General features: G+C 39.4%; 22 protein-coding genes. 11 read left to right on the top strand and 11 right to left on the bottom strand.

Annotated features, from left to right (window positions below; translation table 11 throughout):
• Window positions 1-16: 16 nt before the first annotated feature.
• Complete coding sequence (locus MTCD1_RS00890; protein ID WP_057182401.1) at window positions 17-1,252, top strand: murein hydrolase activator EnvC family protein; 1,236 nt, start codon at window positions 17-19, stop codon at window positions 1,250-1,252.
• 102 nt (window positions 1,253-1,354) lie between these two features.
• Complete coding sequence (locus MTCD1_RS00885) at window positions 1,355-2,134, top strand: divergent polysaccharide deacetylase family protein (protein WP_057182402.1); 780 nt, start codon at window positions 1,355-1,357, stop codon at window positions 2,132-2,134.
• Between the two features lie 20 nt (window positions 2,135-2,154).
• Here MTCD1_RS00885 and MTCD1_RS00880 read toward each other — a convergent pair whose 3' ends face one another.
• Window positions 2,155-2,919, bottom strand: a complete 765-nt coding sequence (locus tag MTCD1_RS00880; protein ID WP_057182404.1) for a S1 family peptidase — start codon at window positions 2,917-2,919, stop codon at window positions 2,155-2,157.
• 198 nt (window positions 2,920-3,117) lie between these two features.
• Here MTCD1_RS00880 and MTCD1_RS00875 point away from each other — a divergent pair, with 198 nt between their 5' ends.
• The 5 genes from MTCD1_RS00875 (at window position 3,118) to MTCD1_RS00855 (ending at window position 7,553) form a co-directional block, all read left to right on the top strand.
• The gene (locus MTCD1_RS00875) at window positions 3,118-3,957 is read left to right on the top strand and encodes a patatin-like phospholipase family protein (protein WP_057182406.1); all 840 of its coding nucleotides are present in this window, start codon (window positions 3,118-3,120) and stop codon (window positions 3,955-3,957) included.
• Between the two features lie 102 nt (window positions 3,958-4,059).
• A complete protein-coding gene (locus tag MTCD1_RS00870; RefSeq protein ID WP_057182408.1) occupies window positions 4,060-4,248 on the top strand; it encodes an AMP-binding protein in 189 nt (62 codons plus the stop codon).
• A 40-nt stretch (window positions 4,249-4,288) separates the two neighbouring features.
• On the top strand, window positions 4,289-4,909 hold the full coding sequence (locus MTCD1_RS00865; protein WP_268807339.1) for a type III PLP-dependent enzyme domain-containing protein: 621 nt from the start codon (window positions 4,289-4,291) through the stop codon (window positions 4,907-4,909).
• A gap of 89 nt (window positions 4,910-4,998) precedes the next feature.
• Window positions 4,999-5,823 carry a PEP-CTERM/exosortase system-associated acyltransferase gene (locus tag MTCD1_RS00860; protein WP_057182411.1) on the top strand — a complete coding sequence of 275 codons (825 nt, stop codon included), beginning with the start codon at window positions 4,999-5,001 and terminating at the stop codon, window positions 5,821-5,823.
• Window positions 5,824-5,879: 56 nt separating this feature from the next.
• A complete protein-coding gene (locus MTCD1_RS00855; protein ID WP_057182413.1) occupies window positions 5,880-7,553 on the top strand; it encodes an FAD-binding protein in 1,674 nt (557 codons plus the stop codon).
• A 74-nt stretch (window positions 7,554-7,627) separates the two neighbouring features.
• Here MTCD1_RS00855 and MTCD1_RS00850 read toward each other — a convergent pair whose 3' ends face one another.
• The 3 genes from MTCD1_RS00850 to arfB all read right to left on the bottom strand — a co-directional run bounded on the left by MTCD1_RS00850 (window position 7,628) and on the right by arfB (window position 10,006).
• Window positions 7,628-8,479 (bottom strand): HDOD domain-containing protein, encoded by an 852-nt coding sequence (locus MTCD1_RS00850; RefSeq protein ID WP_057182416.1) that lies wholly within the window; start codon window positions 8,477-8,479, stop codon window positions 7,628-7,630.
• 128 nt (window positions 8,480-8,607) lie between these two features.
• Window positions 8,608-9,459: a DUF2797 domain-containing protein gene (locus MTCD1_RS00845; RefSeq protein WP_057182418.1), complete on the bottom strand. Its 852-nt coding sequence runs from the start codon at window positions 9,457-9,459 to the stop codon at window positions 8,608-8,610.
• A gap of 133 nt (window positions 9,460-9,592) precedes the next feature.
• Complete coding sequence (gene arfB / locus MTCD1_RS00840) at window positions 9,593-10,006, bottom strand: alternative ribosome rescue aminoacyl-tRNA hydrolase ArfB (protein ID WP_057182420.1); 414 nt, start codon at window positions 10,004-10,006, stop codon at window positions 9,593-9,595.
• Between the two features lie 52 nt (window positions 10,007-10,058).
• Here arfB and MTCD1_RS00835 point away from each other — a divergent pair, with 52 nt between their 5' ends.
• Together MTCD1_RS00835 and MTCD1_RS00830 are read left to right on the top strand one after the other, a co-directional pair.
• Window positions 10,059-10,337, top strand: a complete 279-nt coding sequence (locus MTCD1_RS00835; RefSeq protein ID WP_057182422.1) for a GIY-YIG nuclease family protein — start codon at window positions 10,059-10,061, stop codon at window positions 10,335-10,337.
• A 100-nt stretch (window positions 10,338-10,437) separates the two neighbouring features.
• Entirely contained in the window at window positions 10,438-11,163 is a 726-nt protein-coding gene (locus MTCD1_RS00830; protein ID WP_438819270.1) for a DUF3581 family protein, read from the top strand.
• Between the two features lie 13 nt (window positions 11,164-11,176).
• Here MTCD1_RS00830 and MTCD1_RS00825 read toward each other — a convergent pair whose 3' ends face one another.
• Window positions 11,177-11,725, bottom strand: coding sequence for a hypothetical protein (locus tag MTCD1_RS00825; RefSeq protein ID WP_057182424.1), 549 nt, complete (start codon window positions 11,723-11,725; stop codon window positions 11,177-11,179).
• 135 nt (window positions 11,726-11,860) lie between these two features.
• Between MTCD1_RS00825 and MTCD1_RS00820 the strand changes: the two genes are divergently transcribed.
• Window positions 11,861-12,799 (top strand): DNA ligase, encoded by a 939-nt coding sequence (locus MTCD1_RS00820; RefSeq protein WP_057182426.1) that lies wholly within the window; start codon window positions 11,861-11,863, stop codon window positions 12,797-12,799.
• Here the strand turns inward: MTCD1_RS00820 and MTCD1_RS00815 are convergent.
• Window positions 12,780-13,679 carry a class I SAM-dependent methyltransferase gene (locus MTCD1_RS00815; protein ID WP_057182428.1) on the bottom strand — a complete coding sequence of 300 codons (900 nt, stop codon included), beginning with the start codon at window positions 13,677-13,679 and terminating at the stop codon, window positions 12,780-12,782. The two genes, MTCD1_RS00820 and MTCD1_RS00815, sit on opposite strands and share 20 nt — an antisense overlap.
• Window positions 13,680-13,763: 84 nt before the next feature.
• Window positions 13,764-15,188, bottom strand: a complete 1,425-nt coding sequence (locus MTCD1_RS00810) for a sodium-dependent transporter (RefSeq protein WP_057182429.1) — start codon at window positions 15,186-15,188, stop codon at window positions 13,764-13,766.
• Between the two features lie 232 nt (window positions 15,189-15,420).
• On the opposite strand from MTCD1_RS00810, the gene MTCD1_RS00805 reads away from it, so the two are divergent.
• A complete protein-coding gene (locus MTCD1_RS00805; protein WP_057182431.1) occupies window positions 15,421-16,317 on the top strand; it encodes a hypothetical protein in 897 nt (298 codons plus the stop codon).
• A gap of 96 nt (window positions 16,318-16,413) precedes the next feature.
• Here MTCD1_RS00805 and MTCD1_RS00800 read toward each other — a convergent pair whose 3' ends face one another.
• The 4 genes from MTCD1_RS00800 to MTCD1_RS00785 all read right to left on the bottom strand — a co-directional run bounded on the left by MTCD1_RS00800 (window position 16,414) and on the right by MTCD1_RS00785 (window position 25,017).
• Window positions 16,414-17,256 (bottom strand): HDOD domain-containing protein, encoded by an 843-nt coding sequence (locus MTCD1_RS00800; protein ID WP_057182433.1) that lies wholly within the window; start codon window positions 17,254-17,256, stop codon window positions 16,414-16,416.
• Between the two features lie 115 nt (window positions 17,257-17,371).
• Window positions 17,372-17,848: an Lrp/AsnC ligand binding domain-containing protein gene (locus MTCD1_RS00795; RefSeq protein ID WP_057182435.1), complete on the bottom strand. Its 477-nt coding sequence runs from the start codon at window positions 17,846-17,848 to the stop codon at window positions 17,372-17,374.
• 492 nt (window positions 17,849-18,340) lie between these two features.
• Window positions 18,341-22,168, bottom strand: a complete 3,828-nt coding sequence (putA, locus tag MTCD1_RS00790; RefSeq protein ID WP_057182438.1) for a bifunctional proline dehydrogenase/L-glutamate gamma-semialdehyde dehydrogenase PutA — start codon at window positions 22,166-22,168, stop codon at window positions 18,341-18,343.
• Between the two features lie 242 nt (window positions 22,169-22,410).
• Window positions 22,411-25,017 carry a sensor domain-containing phosphodiesterase gene (locus MTCD1_RS00785; protein WP_057182696.1) on the bottom strand — a complete coding sequence of 869 codons (2,607 nt, stop codon included), beginning with the start codon at window positions 25,015-25,017 and terminating at the stop codon, window positions 22,411-22,413.
• Window positions 25,018-25,021: the final 4 nt, after the last annotated feature.

Genomic DNA, 25,021 nt, shown 5'->3' with positions numbered 1-25,021 from the left:
TGCATCTTGAGCTAACATGGCTATAAGTGATATATTGGTTTTTAACTTTTTGTCACTATCGATTGCGAGCTTGTTTATCGACACTTATTTATCCAGTAAACACTTTCAGCAGCTAGGCGCAGCAAGCTTATTCATAGTAAGTTTGCTGTTTGCTTTTCCCGCGCACGCTGAGCAAAATAAGCGTAATGAAAGCACACAACAACAAAACCGTGCCAAACTTAGTGATGTTCAGCAAGCCATTGCTACACAAGAATCAAATATTTTTGATACCAATAAACAACGCAGTAACCTAGAGCGACAACTAAAAACTGATGACTTAGCCATAGCTAAAGTAGCCAAAGCCATCAATGATATTGAGGTTAAACTCAGTAACACACAAGTAAAAATAGCCACACTAGCCAGAGAAAAACAACAGTTAACCATAGCAAAGAAAAAGCAAGAGCGCTTATTGGCACAACAGCTTAGAGCCGCATATACCACAGGCCAGCACGATTACCTTAAATTACTACTTAACCAAAATCAAAGTGATAAAATTCAACGTACCATCAGTTATTATCAATATTTAAATCAGGCAAGAACCAAAGAAATAGATAAATTTCAAGCAACCATAACGAAACTACTGCAAGTAAACACTGAGCATCAAGAGCAAGTTACGTATTTACAGCAGCTTAAAGCTGAGCAATTACAGCAAGGCACGCAATTACGAACCAGTAAAAAGCAACGCAGTAAAACCTTATCAAAATTAAGCCGCAAGTTACTTTCCAGCCAGCAGCAATTGAATAAACTTAAAGCCGAAGAAAACAACTTAAACCAAGCATTACATAAACTAGCCGCCATTATTCAGGCAGAAATTGATTTAACCGGTTTAAGCAAATTAAAACGAAAGCTGTCCTGGCCGGTTAAGGGACGTATGTTGCATCGCTTTGGCAGTCGTAAACAGGGTTACTTAAAGTGGAAGGGGGTATTAATCAGTGCGCCAATCAGCCGCCAAGTACAAACGATTCATAATGGCACAGTGTTATTTTCTGACTGGCTTAAAGGTTATGGTTTATTAACCGTTATCGATCATGGCAATGGCTATATGAGCCTTTACGCTCATAATCAAACCTTACTCAAAGCCGTTGGCGATCGTGTCGAAACAGGCGAGCCTATAGCGTTAGTTGGCCAAAGTGGCGGCCAAGACCAATCAGGGCTTTATTTTGAAATTCGCCACCGAGGCAAAGCCCTTAATCCAAAGCTATGGTGCAAATAAAGTGTGATATTTATTTATCCCTTTAGCTAAAATATTATATTTTTTAGCTAAATTACTACTAGGCTTTTTACTAATTAAATAATTATAAGGACCCCTTATCTGGTGCAAAATACTCTGTTGAAAAAAATGTCCTTTATAGCTAATTTTCCCCTACTCGTTATGATGCTAATAAGTTATCAGAGCCAAGCTCAAACGAATCGAGTTGCCATCATCATTGATGATATGGGCTATCGTTACACAGATAAACACGCATTAACCTTACCCGGCGCAATTACTTATGCCTTTTTACCCCATACCACCTACGGAAAAAAACTTGCCATACAAGCGAATAATGCCAATCATGATGTGCTAATCCATATTCCAATGGAGTCTAAGAATAGAGAGAAATTAGGCCCTGGCGCGTTAACTAGCGCTATGGATGAAGATGCCTTTAAAAGAAGTTTGACTAAATCCTTCGCTGAAATCCCTTTTGCAATTGGCATTAATAATCATATGGGCAGCTACCTCACGCAACTTTATCAACCAATGGCGTGGACCATGGCTTTTTTAAAACAGCATGAATTACTTTTTTTAGACAGTAAAACCAGCCCTCATTCACAGGCGAAACAAGCGGCGATAGACTACGGCGTACCGGTAAAATCAAGGCAGATTTTTTTAGATAATGAATTAACTGATGAATATATTAGTCAACAATTTAAGCAACTAATAGCGATTGCCCAAAAGCATCAAATCGCTATTGCTATCGCTCACCCACACCCTGAAACTGTGGCGATATTAACTAAGCTGATCCCAACGTTAGCCTTACATGGTATAAAGTTAGTACCGCTATCACATTTATATCAAAGTGAAAGTAGCAATAAAGTCACCGCGGTTAGTGAGTAACATCTGCAACAAGCGTTTGACTAAATTGAAATGTTATTCTCTCGCAGTACTTGATGTAAATACTTTACCGGTATTGCGTAAGTGATACCGCTAGGATTACTAATAACCGCTTCTTTAGTGCTCTGCACAAACACTTTATTGATTATGCCAACCACTGCCCCTGTTTTCATATCATACATAGCACTACCACTATTTCCCGGATAAGCAGTAGCATCAAGCTGATAAACTAAGTAGGGGTTGCGCATACGTTTAAGCATTTTCAAATTGATTTGTTGCGCGGATACCGCTGGTACAACTATTGGCGTAAGACTAGCTACGATACCTCGGTGAGTAACCGGGTATAAGCCCAGCACACCGCCAATAGGAAAACCGGTAAAAGCAATAAAACTACCATCGGCGATGAAATCACTATTAGCCAAGGTCATCGCAGGTAAAGCCGGTCCCGATATTTTTAAAATAGCTAAATCATATAAGCTGGAAGTCGCCACGATTTCAGCTTCTCTGACTTTAGCATTTTTACCTGAACCAATAAAAACCGCCATTTTTTGTAATAGACTGTCGTTTAATAAGGTCGGTAATACATGATTATTGGTGACTATGTAACGGCCATTACCAATGACAAAGCCAGTGCCCCGTAAAATATTTTGCGGGCGGCTAGTAGGTGTATGCACACCAATACCAACAACTGACGGCTTAATTTTTGCGACAACATCAACAAAGTCGGCATGAGCGTATGGCATAAGTATGCACAGACAAAAACTAACAAGCTGCATGGTTGGTCTCATAATTTTTCCTATATAATTTATGTGATATTAGTTACCGAAATAAAGTCTACCTTAAAGCCTCCCTGATATAAAATGCATTACTTTACCCTTGCTAAACAATATTTTTCGCAAAATCGCTAACTTTGTTCATAATTAAGGCTAAAGTTTACTGTTAAAAATGTCAGTAGCCTTGATATCCTTTGCGGTTAAGGGGGTTAAATGAAAAAATCTATAGTGCCAATTTTTGCTGGTGGCGGTACCCGACTACCAGCCCACTTAGGCGTATTAAAAGCATTGCAATTACTCGATATTGACTTTGAAGATCTTGTCGGTGTCTCTGGCGGCAGCATCATTGCCAGTTTCTATGCCGCCGGTTTAGCCTTAAATGACATAAAAAGAATTGCCTTACAAACAAATTATAACCAATTTCGAGAGTTCTCCTTAATCAAACTTATTCGCCATGGTGGCTTAAGCTCTGGCGATGCTTTTGAACGCTGGGTGGATAATCATTTACAAGGAAAAACGTTCGCTCAATTAGAGAAAACCCTTCATATAGTTGCTACCGATGTCACTAACGGCAAACCCGTCATCTTTGATGCTGAATTAACCCCTGATATGAAGGTATCACAAGCGGTAAGATTTTCCATGTCTATCCCACTGGTTTTTAGCTTTAAAACCTACGGGAAATGTATTATGGTTGACGGCAGTATTTTATCTGAAGATGCCTTACACAGAGACTGGGATCATAAAGGTACACCGGTACTTTGTTTTCGTTTACGCGGTGAACATGAATATGATCAACTAAGTGTTAATGGCTTATTTCCTATCTTTAACTATGTCACGCTACTTATTCGTACTTTTATGACCACTATTTCCCGTGAGTATATTAACGAGAGTTTTTGGCACAACACCATAGTGATAAACATAGGTGAATACTCAGCGGTTGATTTTAAAATGACGACCAAACAAAAGCATCAGCTATATAAAATTGGTTTTAAAACCGCAATGGAAGTTATTCCATTAAAAATGAATATGGAAACTCATGATATAATTCATTAAATTCTAAGAATTCCCTTTAACTGCTACTTGCCTCTGTTATGCTTTTACGGTCATAATAGTGTGACTCAGATTACCCCCGACATTTTATTTTCAGGATGATAAATGACCAGCTTGATTCACCAGCTCATTAGTTTTAGTGCCCAGCGCTATCCCCATGCGATTGCGCTGCAAATAAATACTAACCAGCTTAGTTATGCTCAACTTGATAAAGAAGTGAAGGCAGTCGCACAAGGTTTTTTGTCCCTTGGCGTTAATCAAGGTGATCGAAGAGCAAATTGCTCAAGTGCTTAAGGACCTGCCGTTAAAGTAAGTTAATTTACGCAGTTTTCATATTTATACTGGCTCACAAAACCTTAATGCCGAGGCTATCATGGCAGCGCAACAACAAACATTTGCCTTAGCACAACAATTAGTTGAGTTAACACGCAAAATAACCACTATAAAAATAGATTACCTGAATATTGGTGGTGGCTTTGGTGTGCCCTACTTTGCTAATGAGCAGCCATTAGCCGTGTCAGCAATTGCCGATAATTTACAGGCACTTTTGCAGCAATATAAAACCTTGACTGACGGGGTCGAGCTGATCTTAGAGCTAGGGCGGTATTTAGTCGCCGAAGCTGGTATTTATGTCTGTAAAGTGGTTGATATTAAGGTTTCCCGTGGCACAAAGTATTTAGTGTGTGATGGCGGTTTACATCATCACCTCGCTAACTCAGGCAATTTTGGCCAAGTCATTCGCAAGAATTACCCGCTAGCAATAGGCAAGGAACTAGAGCAAGTTAACATTGTCGGGCCCTTATGCACGCCGCTTGATATTTTAGCGGACAAAATTATGCTACCTAAAGCCAGCCTAGGTGATTATGTCGTAGTCTTTCAATCTGGCGCATATGGCGCTTCAGCAAGCCCTAAGGACTTTCTAAGTCAACCGCAATTAAGCGAAATATTACTTTAAAGCGCAATTTGACATTAATTATAGCTAAATTGAGTTAACGACTATACTGGTATTAGCCTAGTTATTTACAATTTCATCATGGAATAATAATGAACTGGAATCAACGATTATTAAGCACTCCTATTATTGCTAATATCACTAAAAAAATCATCTCCGCTAAGGCAAGTAGAGAAGCGCATAGTATTGCAGAACATTTCACCCAATTTTTACAACCTCATGTTGCCGTAAACCAAGCATTAAAAGAAGAAGCATTTAAAATACGTCATAATGTTTACTGCGAAGAACTCGCTTTTGAAGAGGTGAGAGAAAATGGCCAAGAGACTGATGAGTTTGACGAGCAATCTATTTTCTCTTTAATTAAGCATAAACCTTCGGAAACATTTACCAGTTGTGTGCGCTTAGTCACCTCAAATGGTCCCGAGCAATTACTGCCCATAGAAAAGTATTGCCTAGACTCTATCACTAACGAAGCGCTTAGCCCTAAGCGCTTTAACCGTGCTGAAATAGCTGAAATTTCACGATTAGCCGTTAAAGCTGATTTTCGTCGCCGTAAAGCCGATCACTACAAGGGCTCGGGCACCGGGGTAATTAGTGAGATTAGCTATTCGGAAACAGAATTACGTTGCTTCCCCTTTATTGCCATCGGATTATATATGGCGGCAGCAACCATGGGCATGAATACGGGAATTCGTCATGTCTATGTGATGATGGAACCGAGACTCGCGCGCAGCATGAAGTTTATTGGCATATCCTTTCAGCAACTTGGCCCTACTGTTGACTACCATGGCTTACGCGCGCCCTATTACATCAGCCCTGAAATATTTATGAAAGACCTTTCACCTGGCTTTAAAAGTCTTTATAAAACGATTGAAAAAGACATCTGCTTGCAACTGAAGCAAATGAATCTAACTTAAATTCAGCTAATATACATTAACAGCACTCAACAGCGGTTTACCGCTAAGTACCTGCCATGTCACCACAGCTTGCTTCCCTCATTGAAAATGTCCTAGCAACAAAGTCACGTTTTTCATCTGCCCCTCAGCAACTTGCTCGATTTATGCGTGCTACAGAAGGGCTCGATAACTTTGACAACAAACAACGACAGCTGATGGCCGTGATTACACTGACTGACGTTAGCGAAATTAAACTAATACTTGATTTAGCCAACCAATGTGCCAAGGATGAAAAACTCGCTTTTTCGTTGTACCCCATCAGTACCGGTAATAATTGGGGTTATGGTACTAGCCAACCGACCGGGCTAGCTAACAATATTATTCTTTTAGATTTAGGTCGCTTAACAAAGATAACTCATTTTGATAGCGAGTTAGGCCTAGTTACCATAGAGCCAGGAGTCACTCAACAACAATTAAGTGATTTTTTACATCAGCATAATCATGATTATATGGTGCCCGTCACGGGTGCAGGCCCGAGTTGCTCCCTATTAGCTAATGCTTTAGAGCGGGGCTACGGTATAACGCCTTATACCGACCATTTCAGTGCGGTTACTAGTATTCAAGGCTACTGGGCTAACGGTAGACCCTATCAATCTGCCGTTTATGAGTTAGATGCCAGTGAGGAAAAACTGGTAGATAAAACCTTTAAGTGGGGACTCGGTCCTTATTTAGAGGGACTATTTACTCAGTCAAACCTTGGTATTGTCAGCCAAATGACCCTTCGCTTAGCGAAGATAAAACCAGATTTCACGTCCTTTTTTATTCAAATGGCCGATGATAGCCTACTTGAAGCCGCCGTACCTTTGATCAGAGAGGTGTTGCAAGATTATGAAGGTATTGTTGGTTCAATTAACCTTATGGATCAGCGGCGCTTATTGTCAATGTTTGCCAAGAACCCTAATGGTAATGATGCTCATCAAGTCATGCTCAGTAACGATATTAATAAACTAGCTAGCGAGCTAAGAGCCCCTAGTTGGACTATTGTCGGTAGTATTTACGGCAGTAGCAGAGTTGTTAAGGTGGTAAAAAAAGAAATAGACGACATTTTCAAACAACTACCATGTAAGCGTATTTACTCAAATAGCCTAAGTATTATCCTAGCAAATAAAACTATCGATATTTTGCCCGCATGGTTAATCAATAAAGTACCGATGTTAACTACGATCGCTGAGCAGCTTAATTCTTTTAATAAAGGTAAAGACATAATGCTAGGCAAGCCCAATAAAATTGCCTTAAAACTAGCCTATTGGCGCCATAAAGACGCTGATGGTTTTGATAAAGATAAGCTATCACCTGGTCAAGATGGTTGTGGTTTACTTTGGTATGCGCCATTAATTCCCATGAAAGCAAATAAAATGCGGGAGTTTGTTGAGTTTATTAGAGCAACATGTCCAAAATTTAATATTGAACCTTTTATTACGTTTACCAACTTAAAACACGACTGCGTTGACAGTACCATCCCTATAGTCTTTGATTTAAGCAATCCTAAAGCCGTTAACGATGCCCATAATTGCTTAAAAATGTTGGTAGAACAAGGCCTGAAAAAAGGCTTTGTACCTTACCGGCTTAATATTGATCAGCAACAATGGCTACTCAATAAGGACAGTGATTTTTGGCAAACGGTTAATCAGCTAAAAAGCAGCTTAGATCCAAATAATATTTTGAGCCAAGGACGATACAACCCAAACTAATACCCGATAAACGGCTATTTATCGGGCTTTATCTATATATCAACTGACCATTAAATTGTTAAAGTAACTAAAAATTAGTAAAGCATGGCGGCACTAGGGTTTAATATCATTAATAAACTTAAGCGCTCTAAAGCACAATAATCAACGGCATTTTCTAATATCTTTTTATCGATGCAAAGTAGCTCTAATTGCTCTTTTGTTAACAAGTCACTGTAATCTATACTTTGCCCTTTAAACAGCTGGTTTTTGCTCATCACCCGTTTAGCAACATATAACAGCTGTGTTTCGGTACTGTATTGACTTAAGTCGTCAACATCTTGGTCACGAATGGGAGCAAAAATGCTATAAGGTAATTGCCATTCTTTTAGTAGCGCGGCTGAGCACTCCCCGTAAGTAAAACCAAGCACCTTATGTTGCTTAATCCAAGGCAATAAATTGATATCCTGACTTTCGCAAGCACTATGCTTATCAGCGGTCATTTGATGAACCAGCAACTCACCTAAATTATGTAGCAAGCCTAAAATAAATAAGCGCTCTGCATGGGCAATGCCCAAGCTAGTACCTAAAAACTTCATCAGCAAAGCACAATCGATACTTTTTATCCAAAAGTCCTCAAGGTAATCTTGATTGGCATCAATATTCTTAAAAGCTTCTGTGGTAAAAAAAACAATGACTAGGTTATAAACTTCGGTGATCCCTAACACTAACACGGCTTTAGAAATGGTATCTATTTTACCTGGGTAACTAAAAAATGGACTATTCGCTAGTTTTAAGACGGTACCTGCAAGCGCGGGATCAAGCAGAATAACTTCTGAAATATCATCTATGGTTGAAGCTTCATCATCAATTAACTCCCTGATCCTAATAAAAGAATCAGAAAAAACAAAAATTTCACTCGCTTGCTGTACATAATCATCTGCGGTCATCTTTTTCCCTTAAATACTGCAGTCTAAAATTCCGACATCTTAAGTTACTTAGCCAATAATACCTTCGCTCTTTGGCTAATTACAGCTAGATGTAACTATATGATATATCAATTCTCAAATTCAAGTTACTAATAGTCAATACTTATTTGATATGAGCTAAATTTCCGCATATTTATTACGCCCTTATCAAAAATCAAATATTGACCTTTAATACCCATAAGTACTCCGCTAACCGTGGCAGTTTTATCAAAATTAAAAGAGCTTATTTTTGTTAAATACTCACGCACAGGGAAATGAATATCTTGCACACTCTCATTTAACTCTACAACCGCATCACTGCCAAATTGAAGCCTAAGTTCAGATAAGCGAAAACTAATCTCAGGAATTAACTCCTCTGCTTTTGCTTTTAGATCAAGCGGCTCTGGCTGCCCTTTTAACATGGCGCGCCAATTAGTTTTATCACTAATAAATTCAGCTAGCGCGGTCTCGACCAGACCTGACTGCAAGCGGGTACTCACTTTAAATATCGGTAAGGCTTGGCAAGCACCTTGGTCTATCCAGCGAGTGGGCAGCTGAGTGTGTCGGGTTATACCTACTTTTAAGCCCGAGCTATTCGCTAAATAAACATAATGATCAACCATACAGTGACTTTCACCCCACTCAGGCTCGCGACATGTGCCTAAGTGAAAGTGGCAAGTTTCTGGTTTCATAATACACAAATCACACTGGGCAAGTTTACTCATACATGGGTAACAATAACCCTGCGAATAACTCTTTTTGGTGCGTTTACCACAATGTTTACAAGCTATATTACCAGTAAAATGTAAACTGATGGTTTTACCTATTAAGGGATTTAAGGCAATACTTTGTTTAGTTCCATCTCGGCTAAGACTAGCTAAAGGCAGTTGATACTGTACTAAATTATTACTATCAAGTTGCGCGGTTAGTTTTTCTATCGCGCCGACTTCACTCATTGGCATAATGGCTCTCTATTTTTTATCTTGTATTAGGTTTTTTTATTTTTTTTCATCAAGGACGTTTGATTTTTTTGCTGTGCGACCGCAAAGACTTACCTGCTTTTAGCCAGGAAAATTTAACCGGGTTTATCTGACACTAAAATTGCACTTTTTTTCGTGTTTGTTTAACGACTTTTCGATTTGCTTTGCCAGCTAAGCGCCTCTTCACCGAACCTTTGGTGGGTTTGGTCGCTCGTCGACGTTTTTGAATGACCATCATGGCAAGAATAAAGTCTTTTAAACGCGCTAGGGCATCCTCTTTATTCATTTCTTGGGTACGAAATTTTTGTGCTTTAATGATAACAACACCCTCTTTGGTTACGCGACTATCTTTAGAAGTAAGTAAACGCTCCTTATAGATTGTTGGTAACGAAGAACGCTTAATGTCAAAACGTAGGTGAATAGCGGTGGCGACTTTATTAACACGCTGACCACCATTACCCGTCGCACGTATTGCACTCAGCTCTATTTCCCAATCCGCTAGACTGACATTGTTTGATATTTCAAGCACTTTTATTTACCATGATTACTTTTACTTTATTTACCGCTAATTATTGCTTTATATGACAGAAGATAACAAAACGACAACTTGGTGGGTTTATTTCCTCCGCTGTAACGATAATAGTTTATATGCTGGCGTTACCACTGATATTCAGCGCCGAATTGCTGAACATAATAACAGTAAACTGGGCGCAAAATATACCCGAGCAAGACGACCCGTGAGCTTGGCTTACCTTGAAGCAGCTGACAATAAAAGCTCTGCTTGCAAAAAAGAGTATCAAATTCGCCATCTCACTAAAGCCAAGAAAGAACAGCTTGTCAGTATTTTCAACCACAAGTAACAGGTCTGCTCAGTTAGAGATATGTACCTTTTTTTCGATTTAAGGTAAAACTACTGTAGACTGCTGGGATCGAATACGTTTTACTCAAAATGAAGTTGTAATGATGTCTATTAAAGAAATGTTTATTGAAAATTATTGCCCTCTTAGCGCTGATAAAATCAGCTTCACCCGCCAACAAGCCAGTGACTTTGCTAAGCAGGTAGCCGATGACTTTAACCCTTTACACAATATAGACGCTAGACGTTTCTGTGTGCCTGGTGATTTACTGTTTTCAATCATTATCGCCAAATCTGGGCTGCATCAAAAAATGACTTTCAATTTTTCCGGCATGGTTAACGACAAAGTTCAGCTGATTTTTCCACAGAAGATTGAAAATAGCTTCGATATTAAAGATGAAAAAGATAAAACCTACTTAACGGTTAGTGCCAGCGGTAATAAAACAATGAACCCTGTCATAATCAATGCACTAACAAAAGCATATGTAGACTTTTCTGGCCGCACTTTCCCTGATATTTTAGTTAAGTTAATGGCTGAAAATAAAGTCATGATCAACCCTGCTCGTCCTATGGTAATGTATCAATCAATGTCTATTGACTTACATACCTTAGAGGCTGAATCAGTCACTTTACAACTGGCTAAAACCAGTTTATCTATAGATGGTAAACGCGGTAATGCTTGGCTTGAATTTGATTTATTATCAAACGGTGCTGTTATTGGACACGGTAAGAAACACATGTTATTAAGTGGCTTGCGTGCTTATGAACAAGAAGCTATCGATGCTATGGTTAAGCAATACCATGCAAGTAAAACAAACTACCAAGCTTAAACGGGTCAGTTAATTACCGGTTGTACTTTTGTTCAAATACACCTTGTTGTTGTTGTTTATCTTCACTGCAATAAGCAAAAACATTGAGATTTTTGGGACGCTGGCACTTAATGGGTTGCTGATAAAACTGCAACCAAGCCCATTTCTTATCTCCTTGATATTTTGCTTTGATTACAATCGCACTGCCTTGATTAAACCTTGCCACTTTATTTACTAACTGGGACCTTTTTATCTTCATTTGGCTGTAATGAATGCTGTTCTTCGCCAGTTTCTTTTTCTTTGACTGCTTTTTTGACTTTTTATTTATTTTGCCATATTTCACCTTAAATGACGCCAAAGAGCTATGTTCACACTGCCACCATTTATCTCTCGCTTTATCCTCTTTAACACGTAAAGTTTCACCTCTCTTTAAAGAGTAGCCTTTACGCTGCATGGTTTGAATATGATGGAGCTTTGCCAATAAAGGTTTACATCTTTTTTTAGCTGCTGTAGACGCGCTAAATGTTAAAAGCAACACCGCGATAAAGGTATAAATAACAGTAGGGTAAGTAATTATTTTCATCCTAGCATCCTTGCTAACCTAGTTAACGACAGCACATAAAGCTCAGCCACTTGGTATTAATCATTAAGGTATTCATTTTTAAAATATAGACTAGACTTTACTTTTTACCAAGGTCACGATACACGGAGGTTAGTGATGCAGACATATAGTTTACTGATTTTCTTTACACTCTTTTTAATAAGCTGCTATCCCTTAAAAGCACAACAAAGTCCGCTAGCTGAGCAACAACAGCATAAGCCAACTAAACCTAACTTACAGCATGGTGTAAGTTACCAAGAAGTAGCAGATATAAGTCAGTATTTTGTTTCTGAAAAACTTGATGGTGTACGCGGTTACTGGGATGGTAAACAACTAATCACCCGCCAAGGTAATTTAATAAATAGCCCGCATTGGTTCAGCCAGTATTGGCCGACCTACCCTATTGATGGTGAGTTATGGATAGCACGAGGTCAATTTCAGCCATTACTTTCCTGTGTTAGCAAACGACAAGCAGAAGAAAACAAAACGATTAGCTGTTGGCGAAACGTCCGCTTTATGATGTTTGATCTGCCAGCATACCAAGGAGACTTTGCTAAACGAGTTAAAAAAATGCGGGCTTTATTAATACAAGTGCCATCGCCCTATTTAGCTATGATCAGCCAAGTGCGCGTTAACAGCATAAATACCCTTGAGGATAAATTGCATGACGTGGTCACCGCTCAAGGTGAAGGGCTTATGCTACACCTTGCCAGTGCCCACTATCGAGTAGGCCGAAACCCAGCGTTAATGAAACTGAAAAAACATCAAGATGCCGAGGCTATCGTCATTGCTCATACTAAGGGTAAAGGTAAGTATCAAGGACAGCTTGGTGCCATTGAAGTTAAAACAGTCAATGGCATTATTTTTAAGATAGGCTCGGGCTTTAGTGATTACCAACGTGCCCATCCACCAGGAATTGGCACTACCATCACCTTTAAGTACAACGGTTTAACACAAGCGGGTATCCCAAGATTTGCCCGTTTTTGGCGGATAAAGGCCATTGCCCACAAAGATAACCCTAAAGCCAGTGACATTGTTAGCTTGGTTGATAAGTAAAAATCAGCACTTTAAGACCTTTACCCTGATGTGCTTCTTTAAAAACTTCGGGGTTATCGAGGCGCTGCTCAAATTGACAATCTGGGCATTCACGCGCCACTTCTGCTTTTAAAAAGTTTTCATCTAAATCGGGGGAGTTTAAACATAACATCAAGCTAGCTCCAGCATTGAGCCATTGTGGAATACGGCGGATTATTTTAGCGTAATCACGCTCGATATTAACACTACCTTTTTGAAATGAAGGAGGATCGCACACTAAAATATCGTAGGGACCATATTTTTTAATGCGACTATTTGATTTGAATATATCAACGCCTTCAAAAATTATTTTTTTACCTTGTTTTTTCGCCAAATGATTAAGCTGGTGGTTTTCCCTCCCCCTACTTAATGACGCTTTACTTAAATCTATATTAACGGTTTTGCTGGCGCCACCAGCGATGGCACTGACCGAGAATGCACACGTATAAGCAAAGAGATTAAGGACATTTTTTCCCTGGGCATGCTGCCTTAACCACGTTCGGCCGTTACTCATATCCAAAAACAAGCCAGTATTTTGTGCCTTGCCAAATTCGATATGATAATTAAGCCCCTGCTCGCTGACAATCGTATTACTTACTGGCTCCCCTAATAACAACTCTGTCGGGGCGAACTTTTCATAGCGGTGCTGTACTTGCACCGAGCGACATTCTTTAATCAATGATTTTAAGGCACTCGCTTGTTCCGCCAGCCACTTGCTATCTACCGCTTGATATAAGGTGATAAGCACAACGGGAGATAACCAGTCAACATTAACGTGGTTTAAGTTAGCAAAGGCATGGCCTCGACCATGAAATAGTCTTTGCGCGTCGGTAAAGTCAGTGGCGGTAATATGTTCTATCATGGTTAAGTTATCGATTAATTAATAATAAAAAACGCCCAATAGTAACATTTACTAATGGGCGTTGAAATCGGTTAGAGCGTTTAACTAGAAACCAAATAAGCTGACCGCGAAAAATTTTGTCGCTACGGTATTAATGAAAATAAGTAAGACCACGGCAGGGATAAAAGTACCCAGTGAGAAGTTAATATATTTTTCCACCCATGAGCCCTTATAGTTTTCATTACCAATACTTAACTCTGCAGATAATTGCTTCTTCTTCCAGCGATAACTAACAAACACACACAATAAAAAGCCATTTAACGGTAAAATAGTATCGTAGAAAACATCATAAATAACATCAAAAAATGACTTAGTGCTGCCAGCATAGGAAGTGAACTCAGTAAAAAATGGCACCATACCGAAGGATGCTGTGGCAAATAAAGTTAATACTCCAGCAGTAACGGTTAAATAACCTAAGGCTTTTTTACGGGTTTGTTTTTTCTCAGTAACCAAGTAGGACACAGGTACTTCGATAATAGAGACTAAGGAGGTGATAGCAGCAAAAAAGACTAATAAGAAGAAGAATGCCGCCACTGCACTGGCACCAACATAACCAATTGATGTTTGCAGCGCTAAAAATATTTTCGGTAAAAAAGTAAATATTAAGGAGACTGAACTGTCACTCAACTCACTGGGATCGATATCAGGGTTAAATGAAAATACCGCCGGTAGAATCATTAAGCCGGCAATAAATGCCACGGCAGTATCAGTAATCGCAACCAACTTGGCAGAATTTGGAATATTAGTTTCTTTATTTATATAAGAGCCGTAGGTCAGTAAAATCCCCATACCTAAAGACAAGGAGAAAAAGGCCTGGGATAGGGCGCCATTAACCACGCTCGGCGTTATCTTGCTCAGATCTGGCACCAAGAAGAAGGCCACTCCGGCCATGGCATTATCAAGGGTTAAGACAAAGATAACCATGATGATAAGCATCACCAGTAACGTCGGCATTAAAATTTTAGCGGCTTTTTCAATACCATCTTTTACCCCTGCAGCAAGTATAAAGCTGACAATCCCTGCTACTGCTACCAAAGCAATATACAAGTAAGGGCTATTAATAAACACACCAAAACCAGCATCACTTGCTAGGAAATCTAAATGTCCCATTAAAGTTAACACTATGTAACCAAATATCCAGACCGTAATCACCATATAAAAAACAGCAATCATAAAGGGAGTTAACACCCCTAAAAAACCAGCAGCACCCCAAAATTTACTACCATGGCTTAAGGTTTTAAATGCGCCGACAGGTTCTTTTGCCGTGTTACGACCAACGGCCATTTCAGCAATCATTACCGGTAAACAAATAAAAAATACAAAAAGCGCATACAGCAGCAAAAAAGCTCCGCCACCATTTTTCGCGGCATTAACCGGAAAACCGACTAAATTACCAATACCCACCGCAGAGCCTGCGGCCGCTAATATAAATCCCATTCGTGAGCTAAAGTGCTCTCTAGAAGCCGACATACTTACCCTTTTTTATAATTATTATGATAACGTGATTAAACTGCACTCTCGATGCTAACAAGCTTTAGTAACTTTGTCTTGTTTTTAGCTAAGCTTTGCTTTTACCAAGAAAATACCAAAGTGGCACTGTGTATATTCTTGATTACACACTCAAATAGAGCAGGTCACTTGTTAGCTTTTTGAACTGTTCTCAGGTAAAACACAGATAACTAATTTTTAGGTCAGACATTTAATGAAAAATTCGCTCATCATTATCACCTTGTTATCTTTTTGTTGCTATTGCCCAACGAGTAATGCGCAAAAGAAGATATACTGGTTCAGCGACGATGCCAAGGACTATATTCAGTCAATTAAAAACTCGAATGTGCCAAGTTCTATGGTAATAGATACCACCCGCTTATTACTGGCTTCCTTACCTCAATACCAATTTAACCTTGAGTTTGCCCAAAGCCCAAGTATTGCGCGCTTATTAAAAAAACTGCCCAACAGTTGCGCACCTAACCGGATTAAAACACCTGAGCGACTAAAAGATAATATTTATAGTTCACCGCTTAATATTGCACTGAATTTACGCCTATATTATAAAAAGAGGGACGCATCTAGCATTTTACCCACAAACGCCCTTGATAATAATAAGCGCTTAAAATCATTAGCGGCGTTATTTACCGGTAAATCTACCTATACCTTAGGCATTGATGCAGGCCGCTCTTTGGGGATGTTCTTAGATAAACAAATCGCTACTTTACCGCCACATAACCTAGTGATTAGGAGTGGTGGTGAAGCGACAACTTCCCTAGTTAAAATGCTATTAAAAGAGCGAATAGACTACATCGTTGATTATCCGGTAAGTGTCAATAAAGCGTTAAAACATTCTTCAACCGCCTGGCCACTAGCCTCAGTAGCAATCGCGGGTTCTCCTGGTTATATTGTTGGTTATGTCGCTTGTCATAAAGGCCCTTTAGGCCAGCAAGTTATCAACGATATTAATCAATCACTACAAAAGCTTTATCTTAGTTATCCGTTTTATCAGGCACACACGCGTTATTTGGCCAGTAAAGATTTAGTCAACTTTAATCAAGCTTATCAAGCCGTGTTTCAAGTGCAAATACCACTAAAAAATGACCATTGAAAAGTAAAGGCTAAAAATCAACGCTGATTATTTATTAGTCAAAAACGCAGAGAATCATTAGCTCAGTGCCATAAATACTCACTGAGCCTAGATGAATTATCTAGAAAAAAGTTTTGGATTCATAATAGATAAAATACTGGTCGCTTCTTTTTCAGCATACTCAGCTGCTTGCGCTAGATCTTCAGTAGATAAACCCAGTGACCGACATAAAGATTCATCAATCACATCATCATAAGAAAACTCATCACTGTGGCTATCAATTAACGCCAGCCGGGAAGCTAAATTCAAAATTTTGACATCTTGATTTATTTCAATACTTGAGGCAGCATGAAAGTGGCGAATAGGTAAAATAATTTTTTCAGGGAGTTGCCAAATTTTTAGTAAATCTGCTGACACATCGGTATAGGTAAAACCTAAGGCCAGCTCTTGCAACTGCCAAGGCAGCTGATCTTTATTATATTTCTCACAACGCTGAGCCAGTTCAGGGTTTAGTTTAGCAACCAATAACTCGCCAAAATTTTGTAATAAGCCGGCAATAAATAAGCGCTCAATATCACGCTTTCCTGAACTAATAGCAAGGTTTTTAGAAGCCAGACCACAATAAACACTCATCCGCCAAAAGCGTTTTAAGTCAATGGCTTGATTGGCAAAGTGCTTAAAAGCTGAAGCGGCAACATCGACCAACATCATATTATAAATAGCTTGTGTGCCAATGATGGTAATCGCGCGCGAGATAGTACTAATTTCACCTGGAAAACTATAAATAGCACTGTTGGCTATTTGTAATAGTCGCGAAGTCATGGAGGGATCAATTCCAATAATATCGGCAAAGTCAGCAATTTGCGCGCTGTCATCGGCCATTAAGGCTTTTACTTTAAAGCAGGCATCTGGCAGAGCAAACGAGCCATTAGCTTGTAATGCATAATCATGTGCGTTCATAGTAGCTCCTTGAGATACGTTATTTAAAAAGTCTAGACCTTAAATATATAGCAAAGCTACTTGCGCTTAACAATATTAATTTCATCTTAAAATCAGGTAATTACCCTAAATCAAGCTAGTCTAACGGTACACCACTGTCATGCTTAATATGCTCTGTCACCATGTAAGTACTCGTTTGCGCTATGGCTGGTAAGTCGGCAATTTTTTCTAATACCAGGCGGTAACCTTCCATATCAGCAAAACGAATTTTCAACAGGTAGTCATAACCACCGGCAATCAAATGACATTCAACCACTTCTTTAATGGTTACCACGGCATTTTTAAATAGTTTGAAGGTATCTGAGGTAGTACGGTTTAGGGTAACTTGCACAAAAGCTGTCATACCGTAATTGAGTTTACTCGCACATAACAAGGCGCCATAACGCTCAATATAACCTTCGTTTTCTAAGCGTCTGACACGATCTAAACAAGGACTGGCACTCAAGTTAACCTTTTTAGCTAACTCAACATTTGAAATTCTGCCATCGGCTTGTAGCGTAGATAAAATGACCTTATCGATACGGTCTAGGGGCTTTATTTTGTTAATAGTCATATCAGCATGATTTAATAGGGGCTATTGTTAATATTGCCATATTATACCAGTTTCATTAACTTTGTGATCTTGTTGTGCACAGGAAAAATAAATTAAAGCAAGGCGCTCTTTTGAGCAATAGTTGGCTATTGCTCAATAGAGAGCAACACCGCCTTGGAGTATGTTAACCCGCACAAGTGGGCAATAATTTAATGAAATTGGTATTAATATTAGTAAAAGCATAACCTCAGCAAAAAAAAGCACAAGTACAAAAAAAAACGCGAACGTTTACTGGCCAGTAAACGTTCGCGTTTTATGTTAATTAACAACTAAGTTGTTATGGCAATTAATACCAACCTCACTAAATATGTGATCATTTCTACTTGTTAAAATCACCAACTACGTTGTTATTTATTTAATAATTAGCACAACTAGTTATAAAAATAAATGCCTTGTATTTGGTCTTTTTTCCTACGTATAAAACAGCTCACCTAATTAATGAAACTGGTATAACTAGTCCTCTTCAACCAGAGTCATTAGTGAAGTATTACCTCCAGAAGCTGTGGTATCTATGCTGATGGTTTTTTCCGTCAATAAACGCTGAATTAAATTATCAAAATACTCAGAGCTTATTACCGGTAAAATAGCGCCAACACGTTGTGCTAATTTTTCACTGACATAGTGTTTACTTTCACAATGACTATCAACGACCACACCCGATAAAGCTGGATGGCTAAGCAGTGTTTCTAAGTGACATAATTTAGCGACTTGGAAAACATCTTTACCAGCGCCGGTAGTAATAAATTTGTCTCTAAAGGCCAATGCTTCTTGGTAGAACAAGTCAGAAACAACAGTAACTACCGTATTGCCCGTAGCAAGCGCTGTCACTATAGATAGCACCCAGAAGTGGAAACTAACTTTTTCATCGGCATAACAAATAATATTACCGCGGTTTTCTAAGTAAAGTATATTTGATTCACCTGTTGGTCCAGGTAGTTCTTGCGGATTTTTCAAGCGTTTTTCAATACTAATTAGCTGTGAGCGTGCGGCTGCTAAGGTACGGTTTAAATCATCGGCTAAATCATCAACAATTTCCACGTGTGCAATCTTTGCAAGTAACTGACGTACACATGAAATTCGGGTAATTAGCTCAGTTGAGCGCCACTCTTTCTCTACCCAGTTAGCTTTGTCCATTATGCGTGTTGCTTCATGCTTTTCAGCGGCACTGCCCGTTAAAGTGGCAATTTTCTCTGCCGGAAAGTTAAAGGCGTGAGTATCTGGCGTGGCTTTTTCTTTGACTAAACGAGTTAGGTAGTTTGGACCACCGGCTTTAGGGCCAGTGCCAGAAAGGCCACGACCACCAAAAGGTTGTACACCAACAATAGCACCAATCATATTACGGTTAATATATATATTACCGGCACGCGATAATTTGGCTAACTCAATGGCTCTATTCTCTATACGAGTATGAATACCCATAGTGAGACCAAAACCAGTGCCATTAATTTTATCAATAACACTTTCAATTTCATTGCCTTTAAAGCGAACAATATGCACACACGGACCAAAAACTTCTTGCTTTAATACGCTAATATCATCAATTTCATATAAGCGTGGTGCAAAGAAGAAGTGACCATCTTCAGCCACTACTTCATCAGAAAACTCACATTGGTATAATAATTTACCGTGTGACTTCATATAATCGGCATGAGCATTTAGGGCATCAAGTGCTTTTTGATCGATCACTGGGCCAATATCCGTACTTAATTTTGCTGGGTTACCAACATGTAATTCCGCTAAGGCACCTTGTAACATGCTAATAACTTGCTCAGCAATATCTTCTTGTAAAAACAGTACCCGCAGCGCAGAACAACGTTGGCCAGCACTTTGGAAGCCTGATGAGATCACATCGTCGACCACTTGCTCAGGTAACGCGGTGGAGTCAACTATCATACAGTTTTGGCCACCAGTCTCGGCAATTAATGGCACTTGCTCACCACCACGTTCAGCCAAGGTTTGCGAAATTAGTGTCCCTGTTTCGGTAGAGCCAGTAAACATAACCGCTTGGATACGGCTATCAGGAATAATGGTATTACCTACCGCACTACCGCGAGCAATTACCACTTGCACTACGTTTTCAGGTAAGCCTACCGACTTCATCAGTTCAATGGTGCGCAGTGCAATTAAACCGGTTTGTTCCGCAGGTTTTGCCAAAACAGTATTACCCGTGGCAATAGCGGCGGCAACTTGCCCTAAGAAAATAGCCAGTGGGAAGTTCCATGGGCTAATACATAACACCACCCCCCGTGGTGTTAGTCTTTCATCGTCATTTAATTCAATAGCGCGGGCGGCGTAGTAGCGACAAAAATCAACGGCTTCACGTACTTCATCAATACCATCTTGGGCGACTTTACCTGCTTCTTTGATACACAAAGCAATGAGCTCATCCATATGGCGTTCTATAATATCAGCAACCCGACCAAGTAACTCGGCACGTTCAGCTACTGGCGTTGTTGACCAAGTGTTAAAAGCCGTTTCAGCCTTATCAATCATCGCCAACATATCATCTTTGCTGGCATGTTGATGAAAACCTATAATTTCACTACGATTAGCTGGATTCCTTACCGCTTTAGCTCCTTCAGGTACCTCACTTTCAGTAAGTAAATGCTCAACAAACCAAGTATCTAAGGCCGCTTTTAATGGCATTATTTCATTAATATCGGTTAAATCTAAACCTTTTGAATTATTACGGCCTTGCTCACCTTCACCTTGGTAAAGATCCATTGGCAGTGTTATTTGATTATTGTATTTAACTTTTAAGCGCAGGGTTTTCTCTACTGGATCTTCTAATAAGTTTTCCACCGGTTGCGAATTATCAACAATGGCATTAACAAATGACGAGTTAGCACCATTTTCCAATAAGCGGCGCACCAAATAGGCCAGTAAGTCTTCATGATGCCCTACTGGGGCATAAATTCGACATTGAATGCCTTCCTCTCTAACAATTTGATCATACAAAGAATCACCCATGCCATGTAGACATTGGAATTCAAAGCCCTCTTTATCATCACCGGCTAGCTCAACAATGGTTGCCGCAGTATAGGCATTATGGGTAGCAAATTGTGGATAGATAGTATCGCGGTATTCTAGTAATTTGTTGGCACAAGCATGATAAGAAACATCGGTCGAAGATTTACGAGTGAAAACAGGAAAATGACTTAAGCCATCTTTTTGGGCATTTTTAATCTCAGTATCCCAATAAGCCCCTTTAACTAAACGCACCATCATTTTTCGTTTCGTGCGCAAGGTTAATTCACGCAACCAATCCACCACAAAAATGGCACGTTTTTGGTAGGCTTGTAGCGCTATACCAAAGCCTTGCCAATCACCTAAGTCACTATCACTAAACACAGCTTCAATAATATCTAAGGAGATTTCTAAACGCTCGGATTCTTCAGCGTCAACCGTTAAACCAATATTGTATTGCTTAGCTTGTAAACATAGCGCCTTTAACTTAGGAACTATTTCTGCCATTACCCGTGCTTTATGAGAAAACTCATAACGTGGGTGAATGGCAGATAATTTAATTGAAATACCTGGCACTTTACGTGGATCGTTCTTACCTGAAGCAAGAGCTACCTCACCAATGGCAGTGATGGCATCTTGATAGGCTTTAAGGTACCTATCAGCATCAGCCATAGTGCGCGCCCCCTCACCCAGCATATCGTATGAATAGACATAACCTTGCTGTTCTTTGATAGCTGCGCGTACAGTAGCGGCTTTAATGGTTTCACCCATGACAAACTGCTTACCCATAATTTTCATGGCATAGTTCATAGAGGTACGAATAACGGGCTCACCTAGACGACCAATGATCTTCTTCAATAAACCAAATTGGTCTTTTTTACGTTTATCAGCATAATCGACCATAGAGCCAGTAATTAATAAGCCCCATGATGATGCATTAACAAATATAGAGTCACTGGCGCCTAAGTGTGAGCTCCATTGACCTTGAGAAATTTTATCGCGAATAAGTTCATCTTGAGTATGTTTATCTGGTACACGTAATAACGCTTCCGCCAAACACATCAATACCACACCTTCTTCTGATGAAAGTGAATACTCATTAAGCAACGCATCAATTGCGCCATTACCTTCTTGGTCTTGACGAATTTGTAACACCATTTTACGGGCACGTTCCCAAGCACGACTACGAGCGCTAACATTGACTTCGGCAGCAGGTAAAATATGGTCAACGGCAACATTTTCATCTATACGATAAAATTCACGGATTTTTTGTCTAATCGGGCAATCGGTAATTAATGAACCAGTATAAAGCATGGTTATTTCCTCAAAGGCGAGCAGGTTAAATCCTGCTTTAGTTATAGTCGAATTGCTATTAATAAAAATATTATTAGTAAATGACAATATTAATTTTATAAGTGCATTTTAGGAGAGCAGCCACAGAATGTGCTGGTTATTTTGCGGGTTTTCTGAAGTTTTATAGGGAATAATATCAAGTTGACAGCAGAATATACTGAAAAACTCTAGTTAGCTGACTTGCAGCAGTAGTGACTTGCCTGTTAGTTACTCATTTTTTCAATAATATAATCCGTGGCGTCGTCCGGTGACATAGGTTTAGCAAAATAATAGCCTTGTCCGTATATGCAGCCTTTTTGCTGTAATAACTCAGCATCGGCCAAGGTTTCAATGCCCTCACCTATGGTTGCCATTTGTAAGTTGTTCGCTAAATCTACTATGGTGCGAATAATAGCACTATTATTATCATGCTCATGGACATTGCTAATAAAGGAGCGATCAATTTTCAAGACATCAATGGGGAAACGGTGTAAATAACCTAAACTTGAATAGCCGGTACCAAAATCGTCTAATAATATTTTAACCCCCATATCCTTTAGGGCTTGCATATTGGTCAGTACGATCTCAGCATTTTCCAACAAGGCGCGCTCGGTTAACTCAACCCGCAGGTTGTGGGGAGCTAACCCGGTGTCTTTTAATACCTTGGCAATATCTTGCGGTAAGCTGGTTCTAAAAAATTGTTTAGCAAACAAGTTACAGCTGACATAAAGATCATGACAGCCTAACTTATCTTGCCAAAGCTTCAGTTGCTGGCAAGCTTTTTCAATAATTTGCAGATCAATTTCTTGAATTAAGTCCGTTTCCTCAGCCTGTGGGATAAAATCATTAGGATAAACAAAACCACGTTTGGTACTTTGCCAGCGAGCTAACGCCTCAAAACCTTTAAGCTCTCGGTTATCGAGTTGCAGTATTGGTTGAAAATGAGGAATAAACTCCTGCCAAGCAATCGCTTCGCGAATATCCGCCTCAAGGCTTAAGGCGTTTTGCACTTTTTGATGCATACTGTCATCAAAAACTTCATAACGCCCTCTGCCATTATCCTTGGCATGATACATAGCCGTATCAGCATCCCTTAGCATGGTATTAGCATCATCATAACGTTTATTGCTAAACGAAATACCAATACTGGTACCGGTGTAAACTAACTGATTATCGAGAGTAAAAGGCTGTTGAAGAAATTTGGTGATGCGCTGTGCTACGTCAAAGGCTTCTTCATTTGAGCGTAAGTCTTCAATTAAAATTACAAATTCATCACCACCTATGCGAGCCACGGTATCTTTGTCACGGACAATAGCGAGTAACTCTCGGGCAATGATTTTTAATAACAGATCGCCAGCATGATGTCCTAAACTATCATTAACCACTTTAAAGCGATCTAAGTCTAAAAATAGCACAGCAAAAGAAAAATCATCTTTGCGCTTAGCGCAAGCAATAGCGTGATTGAGTAAGTCAAGAAACACGGTTCTGTTAGGCAGACCGGTTAAACTATCATGGGCAGCAGTATGCTGTAATAATTTCTCCGCTTGTTTACGCTGAGTAATCTCATCTTCGAGTGCCAATGTGCGTAATTTAACTTGCTGTTCAAGTAATTCATGGCTGCGCCGCTCAAAATCAGCTAACTCTCGGCGTTTAATGGCGACCGAGACATGGTTAGAAACGAAATTAAGTAACTCCGCATCTTGCTGGTTGTATGTGGTTTTATAGTGATAGCTTTGTAACACCATAACACCGAGTAATTGGCCTGAATAAATTAATGGCACACCAAGCCAAGAGTGAATATCGTCTTGCGGTTTAGCCGTTTCACCGGCAAGGTGCAAACTCATCATTTCCGAATAGGTCAGTAACACGGTTTCTCTACGGCGCAACACTAATTCGGAATAACCGTTAGAGAGTTTTCTCGGTTTAAAATCTTTGATTAAATTACTGGCATGTTCATCTTGATAATAAGAAAAATGCAGCGTTTGGCTATCATGTTCGTATTTGGCAATAAAGAAGTTCTTAGCATTAATCAACTGGCCAATAATATTGTGCACCTTACTATAAAAGGTACCTATATCTAGTTCGATATCCGTGGTTAACTCGGATATTCGATATAATGACTCTTGTAATAATTCTGATTTTTCCCGCTCACGAATTTGCGCCATTAATTCTTTAGTGCGAGCATTAACGGCATTTTGTAAGCGTTGTTGATCTTGCAAACGCACCATAGCACCAACAACATGTTGGGCAGCAAAAGTAAGTAGATTTAAATCAGAGTCGTTATAGCGAGTTTTTTCATCATAACTTTGTATGGTGATAGTGCCTATGACTAAGCCATTGTGCAGTAATGGTACCCCTAACCAGTCAGTACCTCGAGAGCCAAACTGTTTAATTTTATAGTTATCGAAGAGCTTTTGTTCTAACTCAGGCGTTAGCAGTAACGGCTGTTTTGACTCAATAACTAAATTAGTAAATGAGCCCTCATAATCTTGATAATCGATAAGCCCTGAGGGTTTTTCATCTTTTTCATCGATAAAATATACAAATTCTAAGGTATCAAACGTTTGATCGTATAAGACAATAAAAAAGTTTTTCGCGGTCATTAACGAGGCAATGGTGTTATGTACTTGTGGATAAAAGCTATCTAGATCAAGACACTCTTGCGACAAGTGATTCAGTTTAAATAATGCGGTATAACGCGCTTGTAAGTCGGCATTTTTTTTCTCTAAAAAATCAACATCCTCAGTCAGTTTAACAATACGTGCCTCTTTAGCACATATTAACTGTTCTGCGGCTTTACTTGTTTTCGCCTGTTGATTTGCTACTTTCAAAATT

Source organism: Colwellia marinimaniae (assembly GCF_002207865.1).
In the GTDB taxonomy this organism is placed as follows: Bacteria; Pseudomonadota; Gammaproteobacteria; order Enterobacterales; family Alteromonadaceae; genus Colwellia; species Colwellia marinimaniae.
Note: the sequence above shows the minus strand (reverse complement) of the source record. Positions and strands in the feature narration are given on the sequence as shown.